Raw genomic sequence first — 24,811 nt, 5'->3', positions numbered from 1 at the left:
ACATGAAATCTCAAAAAAGAAAACCCTTTAGTTACAACTAAAAGGGTTTCCTAAGAATTTAGCTTTCATCACACGAATTTTAATCGGCCTGCTTCTATCGCAATTTCTGCATCACTATGTGGAAATTTTGTATTTTCGATAATTTGATAATCCTCATGGCCTTTACCAGCAAAAATAATCATGTCACCCGGTTCAGCAATTTCAATCGCATGGCGCACTGCCTCTGCACGATCTCCAATACAAGCATAATTATCATGAAGCATACCTTTAGCAAGATCGCCTGTAATACTATCGAAGTCTTCATAGCGTGGATCATCTGTCGTTAAAATAACATATTCCGCAGCAGACGCTTTTTCAGCCATGGCAGGACGCTTTGATTTATCACGATTGCCACCTGTTCCAACTAAGAAAATCAACTTGCCCTTTTTATAAGGTTGCGCTGCTTGAATTGCCTTTTCAATTGCATCTGGAGTATGGGCATAATCAATAAAAATTTGCACAGGTAGATCTGAACATACTTTCTCCATACGACCCTTGACTGGCGGTAGTTGCTCGATTTGTTCAATAATGGACTCCATTGAATAGCCCCTACCATAAAACGCAATCATGGCTGCCAATACATTATAAATATTAAATTCCCCAAGCAAATTCATTTTTACACGATAAATTCCTTCAGGCATTTCCACGTCAAATGATGTCATATAGTCGTGATATTCACAGTTAATGGCGCGGAAATCAGCATTTTCATTTTTTAAACCATATGTCCACACTGGAAATGGTGTCATTGCAGCATATCTCTCTGACCAAGCATCGTCTGCATTCAACACAACAAATTTATTTTTTTCTAAATCTTGTCCAAGTTGGGAAAATAATAAGCCTTTTGCATGGCCATATTCCTCCATCGTACCATGGAAATCAAGATGATCGTGCGTTAGATTCGTAAAAATAGCGATATCATAATCAACACCTGCTAAACGTCCAAGTGCTAACCCGTGTGATGAAACTTCCATTGTCATTAATCGACAGCCTTCCATTTTTGCACGGAAAATCATTTGTTGTGTCGATAACGCATCACTCGTTGTATTAGCTGATTCATATAAAATTCCATTTAAATTAAAGCCAATTGTGCCTGATAAAGCCGATTTCTCGCCCATACCATGCATTATATTTTGAATAATTCCTGTTACGGATGTTTTACCATTCGTTCCCGTTACACCAATCATCGTTATGTCCTTTGAAGGATAATCAAAGAACTTTGCAGCTAGTAAACCTACTGCACGATCTGTATCTTTCACAATCACTTGTGCGATTGTCTCTCCTAACGGTAATTCTCGCTCCGTCACAACAATTGTTGCGCCACCATCTACAGCCTTTTGCGCATAATCATGCCCATCTACTGTATACCCTTTGATACAAACAAACATGCTATTTGGTTGCACACTTCTTGAATCTACTACGATATCGCTAACCTGATCTGGCAGCACGCCAATTATTTTTTTCAAAGGTAATGCACTTAACAATTCCTCTGCATACATTTCATAATCCTCCAATCAATCTCTACACTCATGTCATCATTCTTAATAATCGACAAAAAACGACAATATGAAATCCCCCACGTTCTATTGAACTTATTTTACTACTTATTTCATGATAAATAAAATGCCTCTCTAGTGTTTTTTCAACGAAACCGCTTTCATTTGAGGAAAAAATCATGTTTTCTTCAAATTTTCATTTATAATCACCAATCGGCATTTTTCGACATAACGAGAAAAGGTTATTTAGAGAACACTTGTCTATGCATGGTAAGGTTATAGTTACAATGGAGGCATCAAGAAGATACCTCCATTGTTAAACTATTTCATAATTGAGCGCACAATTTTCACTTTCTGTTTATATGGCGGGAACAACACATTTGTCTCCAGCTTGGAAGATTTCTTCAAGATAGATTTCGGGTGAGTAAAGTTTTCAAAGCTCGCTTTGCCATGGTATGCTTTCACACCTGATGGACCTACACCACCAAATGGTAAATGTAAATTTCCAACATGTGTGATGGTGTCGTTAATACATCCCCCACCAAATGGTAATTCTTCTAAAAAGTATTGCATGGCTTTTTCATGTTCTGAGAAGAAGTATGCCGCTAAAGGCTTTGGTAATTGCCGGATTTGATGAATGGCAAGTGGCAAATCATTATACATCATAACAGGTAAGATAGGACCAAATAGTTCTTCCTGCATGGATGGACTTGTCCATTTTACATATTCAACTATTGTAGGTTCAATATATAAATCATCCCGATCTATTCGTCCACCATATGTAATGGCATCACGTTCGTCCACAATTATTTGCTGTAAACGATCAAATTGTTTTAAATTAACGATACGTCCATAATCAGGGCTTTTTAAAGGATTTTTGCCATAAAACGAACGGATTGTTTCTTTTAATATTTTCATAAAACGGTCATAAACGTCTTTGTGTACAAGCAGATAATCAGGGGCCACACATGTCTGTCCAGTATTAGTAAATTTACCCCACACAATCCGCTTTGCTGCTACCTCTAGATTTGCTGTTTGATCGACAATTGCTGGACTTTTGCCACCAAGCTCTAACGCAACTGGTGTCAAACGTTCTGCAGCAGCTTTTGCTACTACTTTACCAACGGCTACACTACCTGTAAAAAAGATATAATCGAAGGAAGCATGAATAAGAGCCGTAACCTCTTCCTTTTCGCCTTCCACGACACGTACATATGAAGACGGGAATGTTTCCTCAATGATTTTTTTCACAATGACTGCTGTGTGTACAGAGGTTTCTGATGGTTTGACGATTGCTGTGTTTCCTCCAACTATGGCGCCAATCAGTGGCTCCATTACAAGTTGGAATGGATAATTAAATGGCCCAATAATTAACGTTACGCCATAGGGCTCACGAACAATAAAGCTCTTGCCCATTTGATATTGTATTGGTGTTTTGACTGCTTCTGGTTCCATCCATTCTTCTACATGTTTTACCATATATGAAATACTATCTAATACAATGCCAATTTCTGTTGCATACGCTTCAAATTCACTTTTACGAAGGTCTAAGTAAAGCGCATTTAATATTTCCTTCTCATATTTCAAAATTGAAGTTTTTAATTTCTTTAATTGCTCTTTTCTAAATTTCACACTTTTTGTAGCACGTGAAAAATAAAATTGACGTTGCTCTGTAATCATATTTTCCACATCTTGTGACGTAAAATTCATCAATAAAGCACCCCTTTTTTTAAAATGGCATACATAGTTTTTTCATTTTGAAACAAACTATCTTTGTCTATACGATACAACATCGAGAGGCAAAAATCCTCTTTCTACATCGAGGGGGTGAAATAGCAATATGTGAAATGAAATGTTTTAGTTTTTTCATCTCGGGAAATATACAACTACATATTAAAACCGAAACGGGGGCGTAGATGAATGACAACAACAACAGGAACATGGTGGGAGTCCATTTTTTCTGGACCATTATCGCATGGAATTTGTGAAGAAAAAATATTGCTATTGCAAGATGAGGCTTTCTTATATCTCTCTACAATACCTGTGGAGAATGAAGAAAATCCAGAAGGAAATTAAAAAATAACGCATTATAGGATGCCCCTATAATGCGTTTTTATTTATTCTAATTAACAATGAATGCTTGCTGCAATTGATTTAATTGTGCTTCAAGTCTACTGATAGCCTCTTCTTCTATCGCAAAGCCGCCCTCTTCCAAACGTATAATTTGTTTATCTACAATGTAAACAGAATTGGTAATGGAAGTGGCTCCTAGTACAGCTAATACTGGCTTTAATGCATATTCCAATGCCAACAAATGACTGATCGAACCTCCTACAGCAATGGGGAGTATAGCCTTATCGAGCAAGGCTTTTTGCGGTAGTAGATCCAAGTAAGTCTTCAAAATACCTGTATAGGATGCTTTATAAATTGGTGTAAGGATGACAATAAAATCTGCTTCCTTAACATGCTCATTTTCAGACTGTATTTGCTTACTAGAAAAATTCGCTGTTAATAAATCTGTAGCTGGGAGCTCATGTATATAATTTGAGTGAACCTCTACTCCTTGTGCAATGAAATGATTCTCCACCTTTTCATGAATGGCGGTAACTCTAGAATTTTTCGAATTACTTCCATTAATAATGACTGCTTTTGTCATCTTGCCCACTCCTTTTAGCAATGTTATAAAAAAGGCCCCAATTCTACAAATCGATGAAACATCGTTTTGTAAAATAGAAGCCTCTAGATGTCTAGTTAACTTAAATTCCTAGTATTCTTATAAAATTAATTTAACATAAATTTCTAGAATGTCAACAGCTTTTTATTGGTGTATTGCTTTCCCAAACACAGCTTTAGCCACATCTCCAATATGCTCCGATACAGTAGGATGTGGAAAAATCATATGTGCAAGTGTTCGAGCTGTACCACCAGCATTTTTTGTTGCTAATAGTGCATTAAGTATTTCTGTTGCACCATCAGCTACTACACAAGCCCCTAAAATTTGCCCATTATCCTTAGATGAAATTAGCTTGACAAAGCCTTCAGTATTCCCCTCCATTAATGCCTTTGGGTTTGTTTGTAGTGGCATTTTGGTTACAATGTACGGTGCCTTGACTTGCTCTTCTAGTAAACCAAATGTAGCAATTTCAGGGTTTGTATAAACACAACGTGGAATGCTTGTTTGATCAATTGGTATTGGTTGATTTCCTACAATATAATCGACAACGTAAATTCCTTCAGCACTGGCAGAATGTGCAAGTTGATAACCACCCACTAAGTCACCTATCGCATAAATATTCGGCAGGCTTGTTTCAAAATGCTCATTAACAGCGATTAATCGACCATCAAAAGCTAATCCTAGTTGCTCAGCAATTTCTATATTGGGACGACGTCCAGTAGCAAATAAAAGGTTTTCATATGTATAAGATCCTTTAGATGTATGAATGATATTACCTTCAAATTTTTCAAAATGAAAATCTGTCACAAGTTCAATACCAAGTTTCTTCATCTTTTCTCGAATCAGCGGTCTTGCTTCCGCCTCTTCCGTTTGTAAAATATCCTCGCTATGATTAAGCACTGTTACCTTCGTACCAAGTGGTGCTAAACTAAATGCCATTTCAATGGCAATTACGCCCCCGCCAATGATTGTTAGCTGGGCTGGAAGCTTGTCTATCTCAAAAAATGTGTCCGTCGTATAGTAGGTGGATGTCTCTAACCCTTCGAATCGTGGAACAAAGGGTTTACTACCTGTCGCTAAAATTATATCTGATGCCATTATCGTCTCATTCCCAATAGTTATCGTTAAGTCCTTTACGATTGAAGCTTCACCACGATATAAAGTTATATGATTATTGATAATATATTGCTCAATGTTTGTTAGTAGTTCATGAATAATTGTATCTTTCCGTTGCATTAGTCGAGGAAAATTAATTTCCACTTTAGGCACTTCTATTCCCCAGCTATTCCCTCTTTTTATTTCCTGCACAAGTTTACTATGCTCCAATAAAATTTTTGATGGAATGCAGCCAACATTATAGCAGGCTCCTCCCAATTTATCTCGTTCGATGAGTGCTACTTTTTTGCCATTCTTGGCTGCATGTATGGCAGCCACATAGCCACCTGGTCCCGCCCCAATAATAGCAATATCAAAATTTTCCATAATTTTCACCTCATGTACCACCATATCATTTGCAAATTTTGAATGCAATGACAGACATAGTAAAAGCCTTTCATTACAATGAAAGGCCTTTTGACTTATTTATATACGTTTATGAGCATTCGTTTCTCTTTCGCAGGTATAAGGCTTTCTCTCCGCGGGTATTTGCTTCTCTTTCATGAGTATTCGACACTCATTGATCTTTTTAATAAATATTTCGTTGCCAAAATCGTTGCTGGGCAATGGCAGCTACAAACTTTTTCGGAAAATCTTTATTACCTGTAGCTAAAACGATTCCTGGCCCTACATTGGCATTCGACATATTGAAGAAGGTTGTGCCAGTTGCAGCAAATCCTATAGGCTTAAAGTGACGATATGCTTCATTTATATAATTGACGATATAAGTATTGAATTTCGCCTGATTACTTGCCTTTACTCCAACAACATATAATGAGTCAAATAATACAGCATCGGTTGTAATAAATGTGTCAGTAGCCGTTAATTGCACACCATTATTCCCTATTACCACACCTAGTCGATCAGAGATTATGCTATAGCGCACACCTTGTCTTGTTAAATATTTCAATACTTCCCCGACTTCATTTGCATCAAAGCCATCACCAATTAAGACGCCTACTTTCAACGTATAGGGTAATTTAACGGTATTGGCTTGACTCAGTGCAGGTGAAGAGGCCGTTACTTTAGACTGCTCGCCATTAGGTCGATTAACACCAACGTTGTCTGCCACTGTGGTAGCCATTTCTTTATCCACATGAACAAACATATCCACTACTTGCTGTCGAACAGATTTACTTTTCACTTTTCCTACTTCGAAGCTAAAGGCATCGATAATGTGTTGTTTTTCAGGTGGAGACATGCTGTTCCAAAATAGCCTTGCTTGTGAAAAGTGATCGTTAAAGGATTTACTACGCGCTCTCGTGATTCTTCCTTCAACCTTTTCTTCATAATGAACATATCCGCCTTCTCTTGCAGTAGAGGTAGCTGGTGTATTATTTGCTAATGAATTTTTATGATAGCTTACCCTGCCTAAATTAATGGTCTGTCGACTAAAGCCATTACGTTGATTGTTATGCACTGGGCAAATCGGGCGATTAATAGGGATTTCTGCAAAATTTGGTCCACCTAATCGAATCAATTGTGTATCTAAATAGGAAAACAATCGACCTTGTAGTAGAGGATCATTCGTAAAATCTATGCCAGGTACAACATTACCTGGATGAAAGGCAACTTGCTCTGTTTCAGCAAAGACATTATCTACATTGCGATTTAAGGTCATCTTTCCAATTTTCTTCACAGGTACTAATTCCTCTGGCCAAAGCTTTGTCGCATCTAAAATATCAAAATCAAATTTAAATTCATCCTCAGGTTCTAGTATCTGTATGCCTAACTCAAACTCTGGATAATCTCCAATTTCGATGGCTTCCCATAAATCTCTCCGTTGAAAATCTGGATCCTTCCCTGCAATTATTTGTGCTTCATCCCAAACAAGAGAATGCACTCCTAGCACAGGCTTCCAGTGGAATTTCACAAATCTTGATCTTCCCTTGTCATTGACGAAACGGAATGTATGCACACCGAAACCTTCCATCATACGAAAGCTTCGTGGAATGGCACGGTCAGACATTACCCACATTACCATATGTGCAATTTCCTGATTACTGGCTACAAAATCCCAAAAAGTATCGTGTGCAGAGGCTGCTTGTGGCATTTCATTATGAGGCTCAGGCTTTACGGCATGAATTAAATCGGGAAACTTAATGGCATCCTGAATAAAAAATACAGGGATGTTATTACCAACTAAATCATAATTCCCCTCATCCGTATAAAATTTTGTTGCAAACCCACGTACATCACGAGCTGTGTCCATTGAACCTAAGCTCCCTACCACTGTCGAAAATCTGACAAACACAGGTGTCTTCTTTTTCGGATCCTGCAAAAATTTTGCCTTCGTATATTCCGACATGGATTCATATAATTCAAACTCGCCATGTGCTGCAAAACCTCTGGCATGTACAACACGCTCTGGAATGCGTTCATGATCAAAATGGGTAATTTTTTCTCTAAGATGAAAATCCTCCATAATTGTCGGACCACGAACACCTGCCTTTAACGAATCCTCATCATTGGACACCCTTAGTCCCTGATTCGTTGTCATTTTCGTACCCTCATTTTCGACACGAAACGGCTCTAATTGATGATCCTTTGGGTTTCCTTCTCCATTTTTGGATTGATTCGACTTTGAGTTATCCACACAATCCCCTTTCATACATGTACTAATTTCGCTCCATATACACTATATGTTTCGGAAAAAGAAACATACCTTCATTCCGACAAAGCATTATGTAAAGATAAAAAACAGGCTTCTATTTGTTAATAGAAAACCTGCTCAATCTTAAAATATGTATCGTATCATTTCATGTATGTTACAGTATGGGTTGTCACGGCTCTCTGTCTCTCGAAGTGCCATCATATCTGTGCAATTTTTAATCGCTAACTCATGTCGTAATGCAATGGGGGCTATGAGGGATTCATCAGCCTTATGTCGGAAATAACGACTCACACCAAGGTGCTGTTCCATTTTGTCATTAAGGACAGCACGAGGGTACTTTTCTGTACTATCAACTTCCTCAAAATGCAAGAGTAACCACAATTCAAATGCTTCATTTGTATAGGCAATATGAATATTTTTTTCCTCACAAAATTGATTTACTTCCTCAAGTTGCTTTTCGGTTAGATCATCCTTATCAAAAACAATCCAAACTTCATCAAAGTATTGGTAGCTGGAATCTCGATAAGCATGTTGGGCAAGCTTAATCGCTGAACGTTTAACGTTTTTTATCTTGACGCTAACCATCTTAGAGCGCTTTAAAATACGCATTTGTTCAAAATAGATGCGTTCTGTTTCACCTTCACAATAAATTAAAATAGTTTTACGCAGTGTTCGGCTCCCTTGTTGACGTACTCTCACTGCTCAGATACCTCCGCTTCTTCTAAGTATTGTTCAGATAAATACTCATTAATGACAGGCGTTGCACCAAATTCCCCTTTCATATAGCGTTTCGCATAAGAAAGATCTCCACGTTTCCTTTGTAAATCTGCAAAATCAAATAAGGAGTATAGTTCCGATTCATTTTTAAAGCTTTTATTAACAAACCAAATTTGATCGGCGCGTAGTGGCTGATCAAGTAATTCTATTTCATGACTTGTCACGACAAATTGATTACTGCTATTGCGTTTGCTATTCATAATAGCCATTAAAAACTCACAAATCGATACATGGAAGGCTGTGTCGAATTCGTCTATAAAAATGGTTTTTCCTTTATTATAAGCATCCACCATCACACAGGCTAAATGTAGCATTCGCACTGTGCCCTTAGAATCCATTGTCCAATTAATTGTTTTTGTCCCTATCGGTGCACCTGCTTCATCAAATGATAAATAATGTAGATCAATATCTACTTCTTGAATCACCTCAGGCGAATCAAACTCATAGCCAATTGTATTTTTCTCTCTGCGTTCCACACGTCTAGCCGTGACATCTTGAATGGAGAGGTCTGCAATTTTTAGCAGTTTGATCACTTCCTTTTTAAAGGGCTCCTCTTCAAGTTTACGAATAAGAGGATGACTTGATAACCGATTTGCTTCATCTAGGAAAAGAATTTTATGTAAAAACCAATCGAATATCTTTAAAGCGTCTGGATCATTAAAAACATGTAATACGGATAGAAAGGCTGTATTATTACGAGTATATTTTGTCAATTCCTGTGAAGCTGTTTGAAATGTCTCATAAGAATATTCTGTACCATCCCATTGTCTGACAAATAGTTCTTCCTTCAGTGACTTGTTCGTTTTCACAAGACGTTCATAAAGAACTTGAGAAGCATTATACTGTATTTCATAATCATATAAAGCTCCGTCCAAAAAAAGCGATATCATAAACTCTGTTGGTTTGTCTTGCTGACTTCCTAACTTAAACGGTTGATAGGGTAGACGTAACTGCTTTACATTATTTAAGTTTTCAAAATTAAAAAGCAAGGAACGTAATACTTTAATAGCCGTAAACAGATTAGATTTTCCGCTTCCATTTGGACCAAAAATAAATGCGCTTTTTACAAGACGAAGTGTATCAAACTGAATTGTATGGGTATCCTTCCATTTTCGTAGGCGACTTCCAGCTACCATTGAAAACAACGTATCATCTTTATAACTTAAACAATTCTTTACTCTAAAATCTACAAGCATATGTAAGCCTCCGTCCACAACCATTTCTTTAATGAATTATTATACTATAGACATAGAAAAAGACATATTACTCAATGTAATATGTCTTTTTACTTTATCCACTTTTTTGTTGAATTTCTGCTAATGATTCATTTTGTAGCGCATGCAATGTACGTTCAATGCCTTCTGCAAAAGATATTTTAGGCTTCCAACCAATTGCATTGGCTAATTTATCATTATTTAAAAATGAATGCTCAATATCTCCTTCTCGTGCTGGGGCATATTGAATTTCAAGTGGATGGTTTAAGTGTTGGAGCAGTAAGATGACCTGGTGAATTGACCAAGCCTCATTAGTGGATACATTATACGTGCCTTGTAAACGTGCAGATACACCTGCGTAAATAGCATCAGCAATATCGTCTACATAAATAAAATCACGTGTTTGTTCACCATCACCATAAATTGTAAATGGTTTACCTGCCATACTGCTTTTTAACATACTTGGAATCACAGCTGCTTCACCTTGCATTTGCTGTCTTGGCCCGAAAACATTGGCAAATCTATAGATAAGAACGGGCAAACGATAATCTTTTTGCCATTTCTCACAGTAGGTTTCGCCAATGCTCTTGTTTAATCCGTACATAGATATTGGTTCACAGACATCTGATTCCTCTAATGGAGGATAGTGACTATCCCCGTAAACAGCTGCTGAGGAGGCAAAGACAAAGTGCTGTACCTTATACTTGGATGATAAAAAAAGCATTTGGCTAAGCCCAACTATATTTGTCAAAATATCCTTTACTGGCTCCTGGATAGATTGCTGCACGCTCGTTTGCGCTGCACAATGGACGACCACATCAAAGTTTATTTCCTTAAAGAGATGCTCGCAAACCTCATCCTCAACATTTAAAAGATAGGATTTATGCTCGAAGTCAACATTCCGTAAATGCCCCGTACTTAAATTATCAATAATATAAACCGTTGCACCTTCTTCAAAAAAGCGCCTACCTACTGCACTGCCAATAAAACCATAGCCACCTGTCACTAATACATTCATCCTATCGCCCCCAAAAACAATATGATGATTTATATGCAGTAATTACTAAAAATATGCAAGAAACTTATTTACTGGAAATTTTTCTCAAATTCTTTTTACTAGATTTCTTCATTCACAAGTATCTATTTTGAGCTATATAAAAAGCATGTTTGAAGATTACTTCAAACATGCCCTAGCTATCTATTTTTAAGCTGGATTAATTTCTAATTCAACCGTTACTTTAATATCTTTCCCAACAAGGACCCCACCAGTTTCTAATGCCGCATTCCAAGTTAGACCAAAGTCTTCACGATTAATTGTTGTTTCAGCTTCAAAGCCGTATACTTCTTGACCCCATGGATTTGTGCCTTTTCCATTAAATTCTGTATCAAATGTTACTGATTTTGTAACGTCTTTGATTGTTAAATCACCAGTTACTGCATATTCATCGCCTGCTTTTTTAGCAATATTTGTAGATTTAAACGTAATCGTTGGATATTTTTCGGCATCAAAGAAATCTGCTGCTTTTAAATGATTATCGCGATCTTCGCTACGTGTATTAATACTTGCTGGATCGATTGTAAAACTAATGTTAGCAGTTGTTAAATCTGCAAGATCTGCTGCCTCAATATCAGCTGAGTAACTGTCAAATACACCCTTAACTTTTGATACCATCATGTGTTTTACTTGAAAGTTAATTGCTGAGTGTCCTAAATCAATGTTCCATTTTGCCATTATAAATTCCTCCAATTGGTTGATTTTATCTCGATTTCGAGATATATTTTAAAATATGAAGCAACTACATCTTTTATGTTACCCAAAATTGGATAGGATAAACATTTGTAGTTACTTATGTGTTTACATCTTAGCTTATGAAAAGTTTTTAATTACTTTCTGTAACCTACTATATATTAATAATTTAGTTACGTCAAGTAATTAAAAATAAATTTTTAAAACATAAAAAAAGTCGAGTCATCGGTACATCCCTCTCTATGTAATAAAAAGAATATCACCAATATTTGGTGATATTTAGCCGCAGCAATATATTATTTTGCAAAAACCTCAAAAATACCAATCATGATAAGTAGCCATCCTGAGATTGCTGTAGAATGCTTGCCAATAAACGTTTTTGCTAGTAAAGAGCCACATCTACTTCCTACTCCAACTGTGATAAAGGAAAATACGCCGATCGAAATGACTGTCCAAAGGGCTGAGATGCCATTTGCGCCTATTGCAATCCCCCCTGCTAAACAGTTTGCTGACAAGACAAAGCCAAGTGCCATTGCTTCTCTTGTTGAGATTACTAGATTTTTATCTTCATCAAATAATTCGGGATTTCCTGCTATCCGCTGATTAGAAAAATTATTGGACATCAAAGTCCATATACCAATCACACACAGTAGTAAACTCCCTAGTAAATTGGCAGTATGCGGTGAAATATACTCAACAACTGTGCTACCAGCTGTTACTGCGACATATGTGACAATCATCGACATAACAGCAATCACAGCATTTGATAAAATTGGAATTTTAACTTGTTTAACTCCATAGGCTAGACCAATCCCCAAGTTATCTAAATTCGCAGCGATTCCTATTAGAATAATTGTAATCCAATGCATACTAAGCCTCCTCAAATCTCCGTCTCCATTTTCACCTATCGTATGACAACAATAAAAAAATTAATGGGCTCAAATAAGTTAGTTGATTATGTTTCATCTTTTTAGCACGGTGTGACTAAACCATCAATTTGACAAAAGTAACAACTTGTTTATAAAATTAAGTTGTTACTTGTTAATATTTTTATTTTTATGTAAGAAATAATGGAAAGGAGATGTAATATGAAACTCATCAAGTTATTGAAAATAGGAATAGCATTTATATGCCTTATTGTGTTAACTGCATGTGGTTCAGAAAATGGAGACACAAAGAATACTGATAAAGGTGAAATCAATTTAGCATATGTTGAATGGGATACTGAGGTTGCATCTACACATGTAGTAGGACAAGTACTAGAAGATTTAGGATATAAGGTAACACTGACACCTTTAGACAATGGAATCATGTGGGAAGCACTTGCAAACGGAGAGGTCGATGGTATGGTATCTGCTTGGTTGCCACAAACACATGCTCCACAAGTAGAAAAATACAACAATAAGATAGAGAACTTAGGAGAAAACCTAACTGGTGCTAAGATTGGTTTGGTTGTACCAAGTTATATGGATGTCGATTCTATTGAAGATTTAACAAACCAAGCTAATCAAACCATTACAGGCATTGAACCAGGAGCTAATATGATGGCTACGACAGAAAATGCCTATAAGGAATATAAGAATCTGGAAGGTTGGAATGTATTGACCTCGTCTGCTGGTGCAATGACCGCAGCCCTCAGTCAAGCTATCTCTAATAATGAAGAAATCATCATCACAGGCTGGTCACCACACTGGATCTTTAATGCCTATGATTTAAAGTACTTAGATGACCCCAAAGGTTTATATGGAGACGAAGAATATATTGGCACTTTTGCGCGGAATGGTTTAAAAGAGGATGCCCCTGAAGCCTATAGCGTCCTTGACCGTTTCAACTGGAGTGCTGAAGATATAGAAAGTGTAATGTTTGATATAATGGAAGGCATGAGTGCCACAGATGCTGCGAAAAAATGGATTGCCAATAATCAAGAGAAAGTAGCCGAATGGACGAAAGATGTACAAGCATAAAAAGAGAACCCATTTACTACTCATTAGTAAATAGATTCAGACTGTAGACGGCTCATTCTATTATAGAATGAGCCGTCTACAATTTTTAACGTTCCCAAAAATGAGGGGGGTTTCAGGAGCGTAATCATGAACTAGCAAACTTCTGGAGAAAAGTAGCTAAAGTTCATCCTCTCTACACTGTATTGTAGAACAAGGAATATTCTTTATATGATAATGATAATCATTATCATATTGATTGTCAACATTAATAAAAATGATTTTTTCACTTATCAGTAGCCGTCTTCCACTGTTAAGTAAACAAAACGTTGCTGGCATCTTGCTTTCCTTTGTGCAATGGCTTTCCGCTACCGTGTGCTGAACCTCTACAGTAGATTTTTACGACCAATATCATGAGTGCATTATATACAGAGAGACGACCCTAGAAAAGGGAATCATCCTCTCATGCCAAAAGCTTTTGCAAAGGGAATTTAAAATAGGAAGCTGCTACCAGTAAGATACTGGAAGCAGCTTCCTAGCTAAAATTAAACTTAAAAGCGTATAGTAATGGATTTATAGATTATTGAACTACTTCAGGGTGAAAACCATCTTTTTGGAAGTAATCCTCATGTGACCAAATATTTAATTTTGCATCCTGAGCTTTTTGTTGAATAGCTCTAAATGCATCTTCAAATGTATTGTTTGGTTTATGAATATAACGTACAACTGCAAGCCCTTCGTTTAATAAAGATTCCTGCAATAAGACATTATCTACAAACACGTAGGCTAGAAGGCGATCATAATTGTCTGTTTCTGGTCCAACATCATAGACCGCTTCAATTTTCTTAGCCTTTTCCAATAAATTGATCGTATACTCTTTTGCTTCTTCCGCATATGGCTGAGCGCCACCTTTATTGTAATTCATTTCAGGAGTATCCACCATTAATAGACGAATTTTTCGTTTCTCACCATTAATTGTCGCCTGAATCGTATCCCCATCATATGCTTTATTATAGTCTATCTCAAAGCGTTTATTACCTGTTTTTCCTTCCACTTGTTCAATGGTAATAGTACCTTGCTGATCTGTAACTGATTTAGTACTTTGATCTTCCGCAGGTGATCTGCCAAATATCATGTACAATGCTACAGCCAAAATAATCGTACCACTTGTTATTAATGTTTTTATATCTTGCATTTTCATGTAGTAGGCCCCTCACAACTAATCATCATTGCTTATACTTACGATTCGTATAAGTTGTGCACCTCATCATCAGAAAGACAACAAGTTTCACGATGTTTCTATTGTAAAATATCAAGCTACTACATTCAAGCTATCATATTGTCACTGCTACCCAGTGATTTGGTAAAACCTCTACTAACTGACTATTTTCTACCTCATAACGTATTTTCACGTCTTCTGCATGATCAGCATCAGTATATTTCTGCTTCTCAATTGCAGGATCTGGAATAGGAATAGAACGTAGTAATGCACGTGTATATGGATGTTGTGGGTTAGCGTATAGCTCTTCACTTTCTGCCAGTTCTACAATCTTTCCACCATACATCACGGCTACACGATCACTGATGTGCTTCACCATGGATAAATCATGGGCAATAAATAAATACGTCAGCCCAAGCTTTTGTTGTAATTCTTTTAATAAATCAACAATCTGCCTTTGAATGGAAACATCAAGTGCCGATAAGGGTTCATCACAAACAATAAAGTTTGGCTCAACCGCTAATGCTCTCGCAATACCAATTCGTTGACGCTGACCTCCCGAAAATTCATGAGGATAACGCATGGCATGCTCTTTTTTCAAACCAACAAGTTCAAGCAATTCCTCTACCCGTTGTCGCCTCTCCTCATGTGTCTTCACCAGACCATGAATATCAAGAGCCTCGCCAATAATATCTAAGATTTTTCTGCGAGGATTTAACGATGAATAGGGGTCTTGGAAAATAATTTGCATATGGCGACGCATTGCCTTTAGCTGTTTTTTCGATAGCCTCGTTACAGGTATTCCTTGATACAGAACCTCTCCATTTGTAGGCTGATGAAGTTGAAGAATCGTCCTACCTGTAGTCGATTTACCTGAACCAGATTCACCAACCAAGCCCAATGTTTCACCAGGATATATATAGAACGATAAATCATTCACTGCTTTCAACGTTTGACCACGACCTAATGGAAATTCTTTGGATAGATGGGTCACTTCGATTAACGGCTTATGTCGATCGATACCTGGCTGAATAGTAGCAATCTCTTTTGGCTGCTTTTTCTCATGCAGTTTTGGTAAGGCATTCAATAATTTCTGGGTATACGGATGCTGGGCATTTGCAAAAATTTCTTCTGTTGTGCCCTGTTCAACTATTTCTCCTTCTTTCATCACTATGATGCGATCACACATACCTGCAACAACGCCTAAATCGTGTGTAATTAAAATAATAGACGTTCCCATTTTCTTTTGCATATCGCGCATCAATTTTAGGATTTGAGCTTGAATAGTAACGTCCAGTGCTGTTGTTGGCTCATCTGCAATAAGCAGTGAGGGATTACAAGCAAGCGCCATAGCAATCATTACCCGTTGACGCATACCACCTGAAAATTCATGAGGGTATTGTCGATACCGTTCTTCGGCGTCTCTAATACCAACCAATTTTAATAATTCTATTGTTTGTTGATGGGCTTCGTTTTTTGACATTGACTGATGCTTGATTAAACTTTCAGCCACTTGATCACCTATTCGAATAGTAGGATTTGTGGATGTCATCGGATCTTGGAAAATCATACTAATATCTTGTCCACGTATCCCTTCCATTTGTTTTTCACTAAATTCAGTGAGTTCTTGCCCTTTAAACACAATTGAGCCAGATTTCAAAAATGAAGGTGGCGATGGTAATAAACGCATAATGGAGCGAGCCGTTACACTTTTCCCGCTCCCAGACTCTCCCACAATTCCTAGTGTTTCACCTTTATTTAGATGGAAGTTAACGTCCTTAACGGCTTCAAATTCTGTCTCCCCTGTGATAAAGGATACGCGAAGATTATTGATTTCTAAAAGCTTTTCACTCATTCGACCCATCCTTTTTAAAATTTGTGATTGACTTACTTTCAAGTATAATCCATACTTTACAATACTGATAGGAATTATACAATATAATGCTGAATATTTTATTTACGTTTGGAGGAAATGCATGGTTACTTCAAAAAATCATTTAAAACCAGAGAAATTTATTTTCTTTTCTACGGTTTATCAAAAACTAATGCATCAAAAGCCTTATCATCTACTTCTTTTTCTTTTAAGTATTTTAGTTCACCCTTTTACATACTTTATCTATCGGAAAAGGAAACTTTCAAACACTTATGATCAGGCTTTTGCATTGCGTAGTCAGTACTATATAGATCATGGATTGGTTGCCCAGTGGCAAAAGGAATTTGAGCAACAAGAAATAGCAAAAGCTACATTTTTTAAAGAGGCTGTATTGGAGTCACAAATTCAGCTCACAGCCAAGCACTTAGCTCAAAGGAAGCTTCAACAGCAAGTGGATCAGGATTTACAAAAAGAGGACATACAACAACTATCCTATGTCCAATTTTTTAATCAGCAACTAACTAACAAACGTTTTGTGGCTCTTACCTTTCTACCAGCTGTTTTATTTTATGTAGTACTTATCTTATTTGCGAATCCATTTCTGCAATTTATCATTGAACGTATTTTACAAAGCTTCATTGTGATTGTTGGAGTGGCTACATTAGTGTTTACCATTTTATATTTATCACCTTTTGATCCAGCAAGAAACCTACTCGGAGTTGAAGCAACACCTGTGCAAATAGAAAACTTTAATCGCATTCATGGTTTGGATCAACCTTATTTATCACAGCTATGGAACGCATTATCTGGTCTATTTACATTTGATTTAGGTACATCCTTTGCAGGTAAAGAAGATATCACACATAGCATTGCTACAAAATTTCCTGTCACTCTTGAAATTGCCGTATTGTCGTTGCTAATGGCTATTGCTATTGCCATACCAGTTGGAATTATTTCAGCTGTTCGTCCAAATTCATATTTGGATTATACATTTATGTTCATTGCTTTAATTGGTCTATCCATCCCAAGCTTTTGGCAAGGTTTAATTTTTATTTTGACATTTGCTCTAAAACTACAATGGTTTCCAGCTACCTATAACCCTCATAATTGGCTATCGCTTATCATGCCAATTGTCGTCTTAGGAACATCCATTACGGCTTCTATTGCTAGGATGACAAGGTCAAGTATGCTTGAGGTGATTCATGAGGATTACATTATTACAGCAAAAGCTAAGGGCTTAAATGAATTCAAAGTGATTTCAAAACATGCCATTCGCAATGCTATGATTCCGATTATTACGGTGATAGGACTTCTTTTTGGAGGTATGTTGGGAGGCGCATCTGTAACAGAAAAGGTATTCAACATTAGTGGTATAGGTAGTTATATCGTCGATAAACAATTTATCCCTGATATTCCGGCCATTCTTGGGGGCGTTGTTTATATTGCCATCACCATTTCGATTGTCAATTTATTCATTGATATCATGTATGCCTTTTTTGATCCACGCATTCGCTCGAAAATGAAGAAGTCTTAAAGGAGGATCACCTGTGAAAAACATCTTACATGTCAAACTACTCTTGAAGATTACACAGGAATATGTCAATTCTCATTTTACCTTTGTCTTTTCCTTACTGTTTTCTTTACTATTTCTAGCCTATAGCTATAATTTTTCCAGCAATAGCTGGCGACCAGTGGTTCTGCTTCTTTTTGTTATTTATGTCATCACTACGGCATATGTTGCCTTCGTCAATTTACGAATTAAAAAGGATTTAGCAACGTATGGTGACATTCAAAAAAATACTCGAATGTTTGGCTATCCTCTTTTAATAACGATACTGTCAGGCAATATTTTTTCGACATCCTTTGCATTTATGCTTGTGTCAAAAAGAAAGACTGCTGAATATACTTTTGCTGCCTATGCCTTTATAACACAGCTATTCATCTTAGGTATTGCAGCATTGAATTTATTTAAGCCATATGTCACAGATACCTTTGTACTGGCAATGGGCGTTTTCTTAGTACTCTCGCTTCTCTATATCGTGATGGCCATTTTATGTACGAAATATGTCACAGCAACTGAGGCACCTAAATGGATGCTCATTCCAGGTATTGTCCTATTATTGGCGACTTTCACTGGTAATCTATTTGCGACTTTACTAGGATATAGCCTTATCCAAAAGGCTCGAAGGGCAAATCCATCTTCTATTGAGAAATGGCAAAAAATATGGGAGAAGATTTTACGCAATACAATGGCTGTATTCGGCTTATTCTTCATTATTTTCATGTTCTCGTTATCCGTTACAAGTTCTTGGACTTTCGACTATGATTTCGCTACTGAAAATAATTATGGAGCATTGCTACAAACACCGACATTAGAATATCCACTAGGTACAGATAACTATGGTCGAGATTTATTTTCTCGTATTGTGTTTGGGGCACAAATATCATTAATCGTCGGATTTTTCTCCACGATTATCCCCGCAGTTATTGGTGGCGCATTAGGAGCATTTTCAGGCTATTATGGTAAATCCACCGATAATATCATCATGCGAAGTCTCGATATTTTATATGCCATTCCTGGGATATTGTTAGCCATTGCTATTATCGCCGCATTTGGTGCTAATACTGTGAATCTTATTATTGCACTTAGTGTTGGAGCAATTCCAACCTATGCCCGTACAATGCGGGCAAATGTTATGCAGCTTGCTAATTATGAGTTTGTAGAATCGGCTAGAGCTTTAGGTGCATCTGATGCAGCTATTATTTTCAAGCACATTGTCCCCAATTCTTTAGCACCAATGATTGTGAAAGCAACATTAACGATTGGCGGAGCTGTTATTTCCACAAGTAGCTTAAGTTTTTTAGGGCTAGGTATTGAGCCACACATTCCTGAATGGGGCAATATTTTAAAAGTTGGTAGTACGTACCTGGAAACACATTCATATGTCGCGATTTTCCCAGGTCTTTGTATTATGCTTCTTGTCCTCTCCTTTAACTTCTTAGGAGATGGTTTACGAGATGCTTTAGATCCAAAAACAAATTAATCGGAGGTAACTATGAAGAAATTACTTGTATTTTTATTCGTTGCAGTACTAGCTTTGGCTGGCTGTGTACAAACAAAAACTGACGTAGAAGGCAGTAAAGATTCAAAAGATAGTGACAAGAGCAATGGCAAGGTTGCCATTGAAGTATTAGGGATGGCAGCTTCTGAAGAAGATATGAACATTGTGCGTGACCAATTAGTGAAAAATGGTTTTGATGTAAAGCTAAATATTCAACCTGATTACGGTTCTTTCTCTGCTCAAAAAGAAGCAGGTAATTATGATCTTGCTCTTTCAAGCTGGACGACAGTTACAGGGAACCCCGACTATGCTGTTCGTGGTTTATTTAAAACTGGCGGTGACTACAGTGTGGTGGCAGATTCAAAACTAGATGCATTGATTGATGAAGCGAGTACATTGACTGGTGAAGAAGCAGCAGCTAAATATAAAGATTTAGAACAATTATTAGTATTCGATCAAGCTTATATTGCGCCTTTATATATTTCCAATAAGTATCAAGGTATCTACTCTGAACTTGTAAACCCTGAAACAGTACTTTTACCAAAATCTCGTGCACAAGTTTGGGAAAAAATAGAATTTAATGATACATCTAAAAATGCAACAGAACCTTTAATTTTACACCAAACAATCAATTCTCTTACTTCACTAGACCCAATCAAAGGGAATGATGGTTCAATCAACACATTAAACACGAATATGTATGTTCGTCTTGTTAACTTAACAGACACAGATGAAGTTGTGTCAGATGGTTCATTATCTTACAACCATGTAATGGCTGAAGGGAATCAAGAATATTACTTCATTTTACGAGATGATATCAATTTTGCAGCAGTGAAAGATGGTGCAGCTGTTGATACAGGTGAAATAGTGTCAGCTGAAGATGTGGTCTTCTCATTAAACCGTGCGAAAGACGCTAATTCAGTACCAGATCATCGTACTTACAGCATTCATGAAAACATTGAAACAGTCGAAATCATTTCTGATTTAACTGAATTACAAAATAAAAAAGTAGCAGGCTCTGAGCAATCCGTTTTAGAAGCATTATCACAAAACCTACCTGCTTCTGTAGCGCAATTAGCAGAAGATAAAGGTGCTGTTAATAATGAAGCAGGTGCATACCAAGTTGTTAAAATTACAACACCTACACCTTTCCCACAAGTATTAAACTATTTAGCACACCAATCTGGTGGTATCGTATCTGAAAAACAAGTAACAAGTGTTAATACGTATGATGTGGCTAACTACAACCCTGACAAGGACATTGCCTATGGTGATCAAGCTACTGTAACGGAAGGTTCAGCTACATTCAATAACCAGTTATATTCAAGTGGTCCTTACATTTTAGTGAAGAAAAATGATTATGAAGCACAGTTTGTGAAAAATCCTGCTTATCGAGCTGGTAGCGAATATGAGCCAAAAATTGCTAAAATCAATGTCCGTTTTATCTCTGATGTTGATAGTGCCCTATCTGCATTACGTAATGGTGAAATTCATGTTCTGCAAACAGTACCAGAAACGAAACTGGATATTGTCAAATCAGATGCTAAATTAACATTAAATACGGCAGATAGTAATGCTGTGTCTTACCTACAAATGAATACATCTGGCCGTGCGGTTTCTGATTCAGCAGATTTACGTAAAGCAATTCTATACTCTATTAACCAAGATGAATTCATTAGCTATTATCAAGGCAATAAAAAACCAGCTGTATCCACAGTCTCTCCATTAATTGATACTGGTTTAAAACTTGAAGCAGATAGCGAAAAAGTAAAAGAATTGGTAAAAGCATATAACGATAAAAAGTAATACAAATTAGAGCCTTCTCAAAATTTGAGAAGGCTCACTTTTATATAGAAGAAACTCATTTTAAATTTCATTATGTGATTTTGGTTTTGGTCCTAGCTCTTCAGGTTCGATATCAGCGAATGTTTCGCCTTCTTCTTCTAGGTCACGCATACGATGTGCAATACGGGAAGCTGCTGACGCTGCTATACTACCAACCAAATCATCTAAGAACGTGTTGACATGATGTCCGGGTTCTGTATCCAGTTTTTTAATAATCCCTATTTTCTGCTTGTCTAAATGACCAAAAGTAGTAACGGCAATGCTGCCATATGTAAATACAGATCCTAGTGCAATTGTTTCGTCTACACCAAATAGACCTTCATCTGATTCGATAATTTGTTGTAGTGGTGAAGATAATAATTTTTTCTCTGCTAATTCATCTAATTCAATCCCTACTAATAAAGCATGTTGCACTTCTCGCTTACGTAATACACGTTCAACAGAATGAACACAATGCTCTAGTGTTAAACCTTCATTATAGGTTTTTTGCATTTCGTAAACAATTTGCGCGATATCCTCTATCGCTACACCTCTACGAATTAACGCGGCTTGAGCTGCCTTTGCTACTTCGTCAGAGTGCACACGAATACTTTTATTATGCATATTTAACCCTCATTTCGATTTTTATTGCTAGTATAATGCTAGCCCAACCTATTATACCTTTACTTACGTAATATGGTACAATTTTGTTACAAACACAAGAAGGAGTGTCATCATTGGATAAGGGAACAGTACAGGATTTAACATTTTACAGTGAGTCATTACAGGAAGAATTACAGCTCTATATTTATGTTCCTGCAAATTATTCTCCACTATATAAATACAACATTTTAATCGCATCAGACGGTAAAGATTATTTCCAACTTGGTGGTATTACAAAGCTAGCTGATGAACTGATTGATGACTATGAAATCGAAAATTTAATTATTGCATTTGTTCCTTACAAAGACATAAAAGATCGACGTCATAAATATATCCCGAGCGGTGAGCAACATGAAGCCTATCTTCGCTTTTTAGCACATGAGCTAGTGCCTTATTTAGATCAGGAGTATGCCACTTACCAAATGGGTATGAGTCGTGGAGTGATTGGTGACTCTATGGCTGCCACTGCTTCCTTAATGGCTGCTTTAAAGTATCCAAGCATCTTTGGCAAAGTCATCCTACAATCACCTTATGTAGATGCTGATGTATTAAAGGCTGTGGAAAATTTTAAAGATCCAGGATCTATTTCTATCTACCATATCGTCGGCAAAGGCGAAGATCAGGTTGTGACAATGGATAAAACCATCAAAGATTTTTTAACACCTAATCGTCAATTGCATGATCTCATGATAAATAAAGGGTTTACTACATTTTATGACGAGTTTGATGGCAATCATACATGGAAATATTGGAAACCAGACCTTCGACGTGCATTAATTGAAAATTTCAATTAATATGAAGCGATTCAAATTACGAAAACTGAAATTTCTGTTATACTTAATTAGAAAAATTGTTTATTTTCGGGAGGTAATGGACTATGAAGTACGGTATTGTGGCATTTCCATCAAAAAAATTGCAAGATTTAGCGAATACTTATCGCAAACGATACGATCCTCATTATGCAAAGATTACACCGCATATGACATTAAAGGACAGCTTCGATGCGTCTGAAGAAGAGATTCAAACCATCGTCAAGCAATTAGATGAACTTGCTGCTAAATATGCACCTTTAAACATTCATGCATCTCGCATTAGTTCGTTTTTCCCTACAACAAATGCGATTTACTTCCGCATTGAACCAACAGAACAATTAGCAGCATTCCAACATGAACTTCAAGAAAAAATCCCTTATGGGGAAATGAAGCATGTATTTGTTCCACACATTACAATCGCTCAAAAAATGTCAGATTCAGAGCATGATGACATTTTTGGTCAATTACGCATGACAGGCGTTGATGAAAAAGATACAATTGATCGCATTCATCTTTTATATCAATTAGAAGATGGTTCATGGACAACTTACGAAACATTCCGTTTGTCTGGAGCTGAGTGATTGTTGTATAACGTTAAAATTGTTGAAACAAAGCAAGAACACGATGATGCCTTTGCTATTCGCAAAAAAGTATTTGTTGAAGAGCAAGGTGTTCCGCTTCATCTAGAATGTGATGCTGAGGATGCAACTGCAACACATTTCATTATGTATGATAACGATGAGCCTGTAGGAGCAGCACGTTTACGCAGTATTGACAACAATACAGCTAAAATTGAGCGTGTCTGTATTTTACAATCCCAACGCGGCAAAAAATTAGGCGCTTTAATTATGAAGGAAATGGAGAAGCATGCCATTTCTATTAATAAAAAAACCTTAAAACTTCATGCACAAAGCTATGCAATTCCCTTTTACGAAAAGCTAGGCTTTACAGTTACCTCACCTGAGTTTATGGATGCAGGTATTCCACACCGTGCTATGGAGAAGAATATTTAATGAAAGGGTGTTACGATATTTATAATGTCGTAACACCCCTTTTTATGAGACGAATTCGCTTGCCACCATTTATCTACTCTATCGTAACAAGCTGCATTGCCAAGTAGATATGCCATGCGCTACTTCATCATTCTAGTGATTTTATCGAAATCTAGTGATGCGCCATCTTGAATAATAGATTGTACTAATTTATCTTCTAACTCTTGCGTAATCGATCTGTTAGATATTTTAGCAACACGTCGTACAATTTTTCTTACTTGTTTTTCACTGGTAAAATCCGCATGTTGAATGGCATTGGCTAATGCGAAGATTTCATCCATCGATACACCTGTTTTTTGCTCAATCGAATTAAAAAACGAGCGATGCATGTTTTCCCTCCTATCATTAAAACTCAATATGACCTTGCTTCTTGCACGAAACATTTCGCAAATGGTGGAGGCCTTAACTTTATTTAGAATTTCCTAAATAAAAGCTAAAGCCTTTATTATGTTCATCAAATTAGATGTAAGTAGCGCCAACAATAATTAATAGAATGAATAGTACAACAATTAGAACAAATGTAGAACCATAACCATAGTTGTTGCCTCCAGAGTATCCTCCGCAGTAGCTATTGTTCCACCCACCAACGTTATTTCCGTACGGTTGTGAGCCCCAGCCTTGGTATCCCATAAAAGCACCCCTCCCTTCTACAA

Annotated in this window: 23 protein-coding genes; 8 read left to right on the top strand and 15 right to left on the bottom strand. The window is 36.9% G+C overall.

The genetic code is table 11. From position 1 onward, the window contains the following. Positions 1–68: 68 nt before the first annotated feature. Together B3D98_RS06155 and B3D98_RS06150 are read right to left on the bottom strand one after the other, a co-directional pair. Entirely contained in the window at positions 69–1,535 is a 1,467-nt protein-coding gene (locus B3D98_RS06155) for a UDP-N-acetylmuramoyl-L-alanyl-D-glutamate--2,6-diaminopimelate ligase (protein ID WP_054549802.1), read from the bottom strand. A 318-nt stretch (positions 1,536–1,853) separates the two neighbouring features. Beyond that, positions 1,854–3,242, bottom strand: a complete 1,389-nt coding sequence (locus B3D98_RS06150) for an aldehyde dehydrogenase (RefSeq protein WP_054549801.1) — start codon at positions 3,240–3,242, stop codon at positions 1,854–1,856. 210 nt (positions 3,243–3,452) lie between these two features. Here B3D98_RS06150 and B3D98_RS06145 point away from each other — a divergent pair, with 210 nt between their 5' ends. Then, complete coding sequence (locus B3D98_RS06145) at positions 3,453–3,608, top strand: hypothetical protein (protein ID WP_004224556.1); 156 nt, start codon at positions 3,453–3,455, stop codon at positions 3,606–3,608. Between the two features lie 46 nt (positions 3,609–3,654). Here B3D98_RS06145 and ssuE read toward each other — a convergent pair whose 3' ends face one another. The 8 genes from ssuE to B3D98_RS06105 all read right to left on the bottom strand — a co-directional run bounded on the left by ssuE (position 3,655) and on the right by B3D98_RS06105 (position 12,582). Beyond that, positions 3,655–4,188: an NADPH-dependent FMN reductase gene (gene ssuE, locus B3D98_RS06140; RefSeq protein ID WP_048392005.1), complete on the bottom strand. Its 534-nt coding sequence runs from the start codon at positions 4,186–4,188 to the stop codon at positions 3,655–3,657. Positions 4,189–4,350: 162 nt separating this feature from the next. Beyond that, positions 4,351–5,688: a dihydrolipoyl dehydrogenase gene (gene lpdA / locus B3D98_RS06135; protein ID WP_288581768.1), complete on the bottom strand. Its 1,338-nt coding sequence runs from the start codon at positions 5,686–5,688 to the stop codon at positions 4,351–4,353. Between the two features lie 202 nt (positions 5,689–5,890). Next, positions 5,891–7,972, bottom strand: coding sequence for a catalase (locus tag B3D98_RS06130; RefSeq protein ID WP_054549798.1), 2,082 nt, complete (start codon positions 7,970–7,972; stop codon positions 5,891–5,893). A gap of 126 nt (positions 7,973–8,098) precedes the next feature. After that, positions 8,099–8,674: an RloB family protein gene (locus B3D98_RS06125; RefSeq protein WP_048392008.1), complete on the bottom strand. Its 576-nt coding sequence runs from the start codon at positions 8,672–8,674 to the stop codon at positions 8,099–8,101. Then, complete coding sequence (locus B3D98_RS06120; RefSeq protein ID WP_066036265.1) at positions 8,671–9,948, bottom strand: AAA family ATPase; 1,278 nt, start codon at positions 9,946–9,948, stop codon at positions 8,671–8,673. Before B3D98_RS06120 ends, B3D98_RS06125 begins: the two co-directional genes overlap by 4 nt. A 94-nt stretch (positions 9,949–10,042) precedes the next feature. Beyond that, entirely contained in the window at positions 10,043–10,984 is a 942-nt protein-coding gene (locus B3D98_RS06115; RefSeq protein ID WP_048392010.1) for an NAD-dependent epimerase/dehydratase family protein, read from the bottom strand. A 186-nt stretch (positions 10,985–11,170) separates the two neighbouring features. After that, positions 11,171–11,698: a YceI family protein gene (locus B3D98_RS06110; protein WP_004224534.1), complete on the bottom strand. Its 528-nt coding sequence runs from the start codon at positions 11,696–11,698 to the stop codon at positions 11,171–11,173. A 311-nt stretch (positions 11,699–12,009) separates the two neighbouring features. Next, positions 12,010–12,582, bottom strand: a complete 573-nt coding sequence (locus B3D98_RS06105) for a manganese efflux pump (RefSeq protein ID WP_048392011.1) — start codon at positions 12,580–12,582, stop codon at positions 12,010–12,012. A gap of 219 nt (positions 12,583–12,801) precedes the next feature. Between B3D98_RS06105 and B3D98_RS06100 the strand changes: the two genes are divergently transcribed. Further along, on the top strand, positions 12,802–13,677 hold the full coding sequence (locus B3D98_RS06100) for a glycine betaine ABC transporter substrate-binding protein (RefSeq protein WP_288581758.1): 876 nt from the start codon (positions 12,802–12,804) through the stop codon (positions 13,675–13,677). 556 nt (positions 13,678–14,233) lie between these two features. Here B3D98_RS06100 and B3D98_RS06095 read toward each other — a convergent pair. Continuing rightward, the gene (locus tag B3D98_RS06095; RefSeq protein ID WP_288581755.1) at positions 14,234–14,854 is read right to left on the bottom strand and encodes a thermonuclease family protein; all 621 of its coding nucleotides are present in this window, start codon (positions 14,852–14,854) and stop codon (positions 14,234–14,236) included. Between the two features lie 133 nt (positions 14,855–14,987). Beyond that, on the bottom strand, positions 14,988–16,727 hold the full coding sequence (locus tag B3D98_RS06090; protein WP_288581753.1) for an ABC transporter ATP-binding protein: 1,740 nt from the start codon (positions 16,725–16,727) through the stop codon (positions 14,988–14,990). Positions 16,728–16,848: 121 nt separating this feature from the next. On the opposite strand from B3D98_RS06090, the gene B3D98_RS06085 reads away from it, so the two are divergent. Genes B3D98_RS06085 through B3D98_RS06075 form a run of 3 tightly spaced genes read left to right on the top strand, consistent with a single transcriptional unit; the run spans position 16,849 to position 21,613 of the window. Continuing rightward, a complete protein-coding gene (locus B3D98_RS06085) occupies positions 16,849–18,279 on the top strand; it encodes an ABC transporter permease (RefSeq protein ID WP_288581750.1) in 1,431 nt (476 codons plus the stop codon). 13 nt (positions 18,280–18,292) lie between these two features. Then, on the top strand, positions 18,293–19,789 hold the full coding sequence (locus B3D98_RS06080) for an ABC transporter permease (RefSeq protein ID WP_048392016.1): 1,497 nt from the start codon (positions 18,293–18,295) through the stop codon (positions 19,787–19,789). 12 nt (positions 19,790–19,801) lie between these two features. Further along, positions 19,802–21,613 carry an ABC transporter substrate-binding protein gene (locus B3D98_RS06075; protein WP_288581746.1) on the top strand — a complete coding sequence of 604 codons (1,812 nt, stop codon included), beginning with the start codon at positions 19,802–19,804 and terminating at the stop codon, positions 21,611–21,613. 60 nt (positions 21,614–21,673) lie between these two features. Here the strand turns inward: B3D98_RS06075 and B3D98_RS06070 are convergent, their stop codons facing one another. Further along, positions 21,674–22,255 (bottom strand): phosphatidylglycerophosphatase A family protein, encoded by a 582-nt coding sequence (locus tag B3D98_RS06070; protein WP_054549790.1) that lies wholly within the window; start codon positions 22,253–22,255, stop codon positions 21,674–21,676. A 113-nt stretch (positions 22,256–22,368) separates the two neighbouring features. On the opposite strand from B3D98_RS06070, the gene B3D98_RS06065 reads away from it, so the two are divergent. The 3 genes from B3D98_RS06065 to B3D98_RS06055 all read left to right on the top strand — a co-directional run bounded on the left by B3D98_RS06065 (position 22,369) and on the right by B3D98_RS06055 (position 24,119). Next, positions 22,369–23,088 carry an alpha/beta hydrolase gene (locus tag B3D98_RS06065; RefSeq protein ID WP_054549789.1) on the top strand — a complete coding sequence of 240 codons (720 nt, stop codon included), beginning with the start codon at positions 22,369–22,371 and terminating at the stop codon, positions 23,086–23,088. Positions 23,089–23,171: 83 nt separating this feature from the next. Next, positions 23,172–23,687: a YjcG family protein gene (locus B3D98_RS06060; RefSeq protein ID WP_054549788.1), complete on the top strand. Its 516-nt coding sequence runs from the start codon at positions 23,172–23,174 to the stop codon at positions 23,685–23,687. 3 nt (positions 23,688–23,690) lie between these two features. After that, on the top strand, positions 23,691–24,119 hold the full coding sequence (locus tag B3D98_RS06055) for a GNAT family N-acetyltransferase (protein ID WP_054549889.1): 429 nt from the start codon (positions 23,691–23,693) through the stop codon (positions 24,117–24,119). A gap of 119 nt (positions 24,120–24,238) precedes the next feature. Here the strand turns inward: B3D98_RS06055 and B3D98_RS06050 are convergent, their stop codons facing one another. Both B3D98_RS06050 and B3D98_RS06045 read right to left on the bottom strand, forming a co-directional pair. Beyond that, positions 24,239–24,487: a stage VI sporulation protein F gene (locus tag B3D98_RS06050; protein WP_004230969.1), complete on the bottom strand. Its 249-nt coding sequence runs from the start codon at positions 24,485–24,487 to the stop codon at positions 24,239–24,241. A 130-nt stretch (positions 24,488–24,617) separates the two neighbouring features. Beyond that, positions 24,618–24,788 carry a YjcZ family sporulation protein gene (locus B3D98_RS06045; RefSeq protein WP_009374137.1) on the bottom strand — a complete coding sequence of 57 codons (171 nt, stop codon included), beginning with the start codon at positions 24,786–24,788 and terminating at the stop codon, positions 24,618–24,620. Positions 24,789–24,811 lie beyond the last annotated feature (23 nt).

The organism is Lysinibacillus sp. UBA5994 (genome assembly GCF_002429725.1).
In the GTDB taxonomy this organism is placed as follows: Bacteria; Bacillota; Bacilli; order Bacillales_A; family Planococcaceae; genus Lysinibacillus; species Lysinibacillus capsici.
This window is presented reverse-complemented; position numbering and strand designations above follow the sequence as displayed.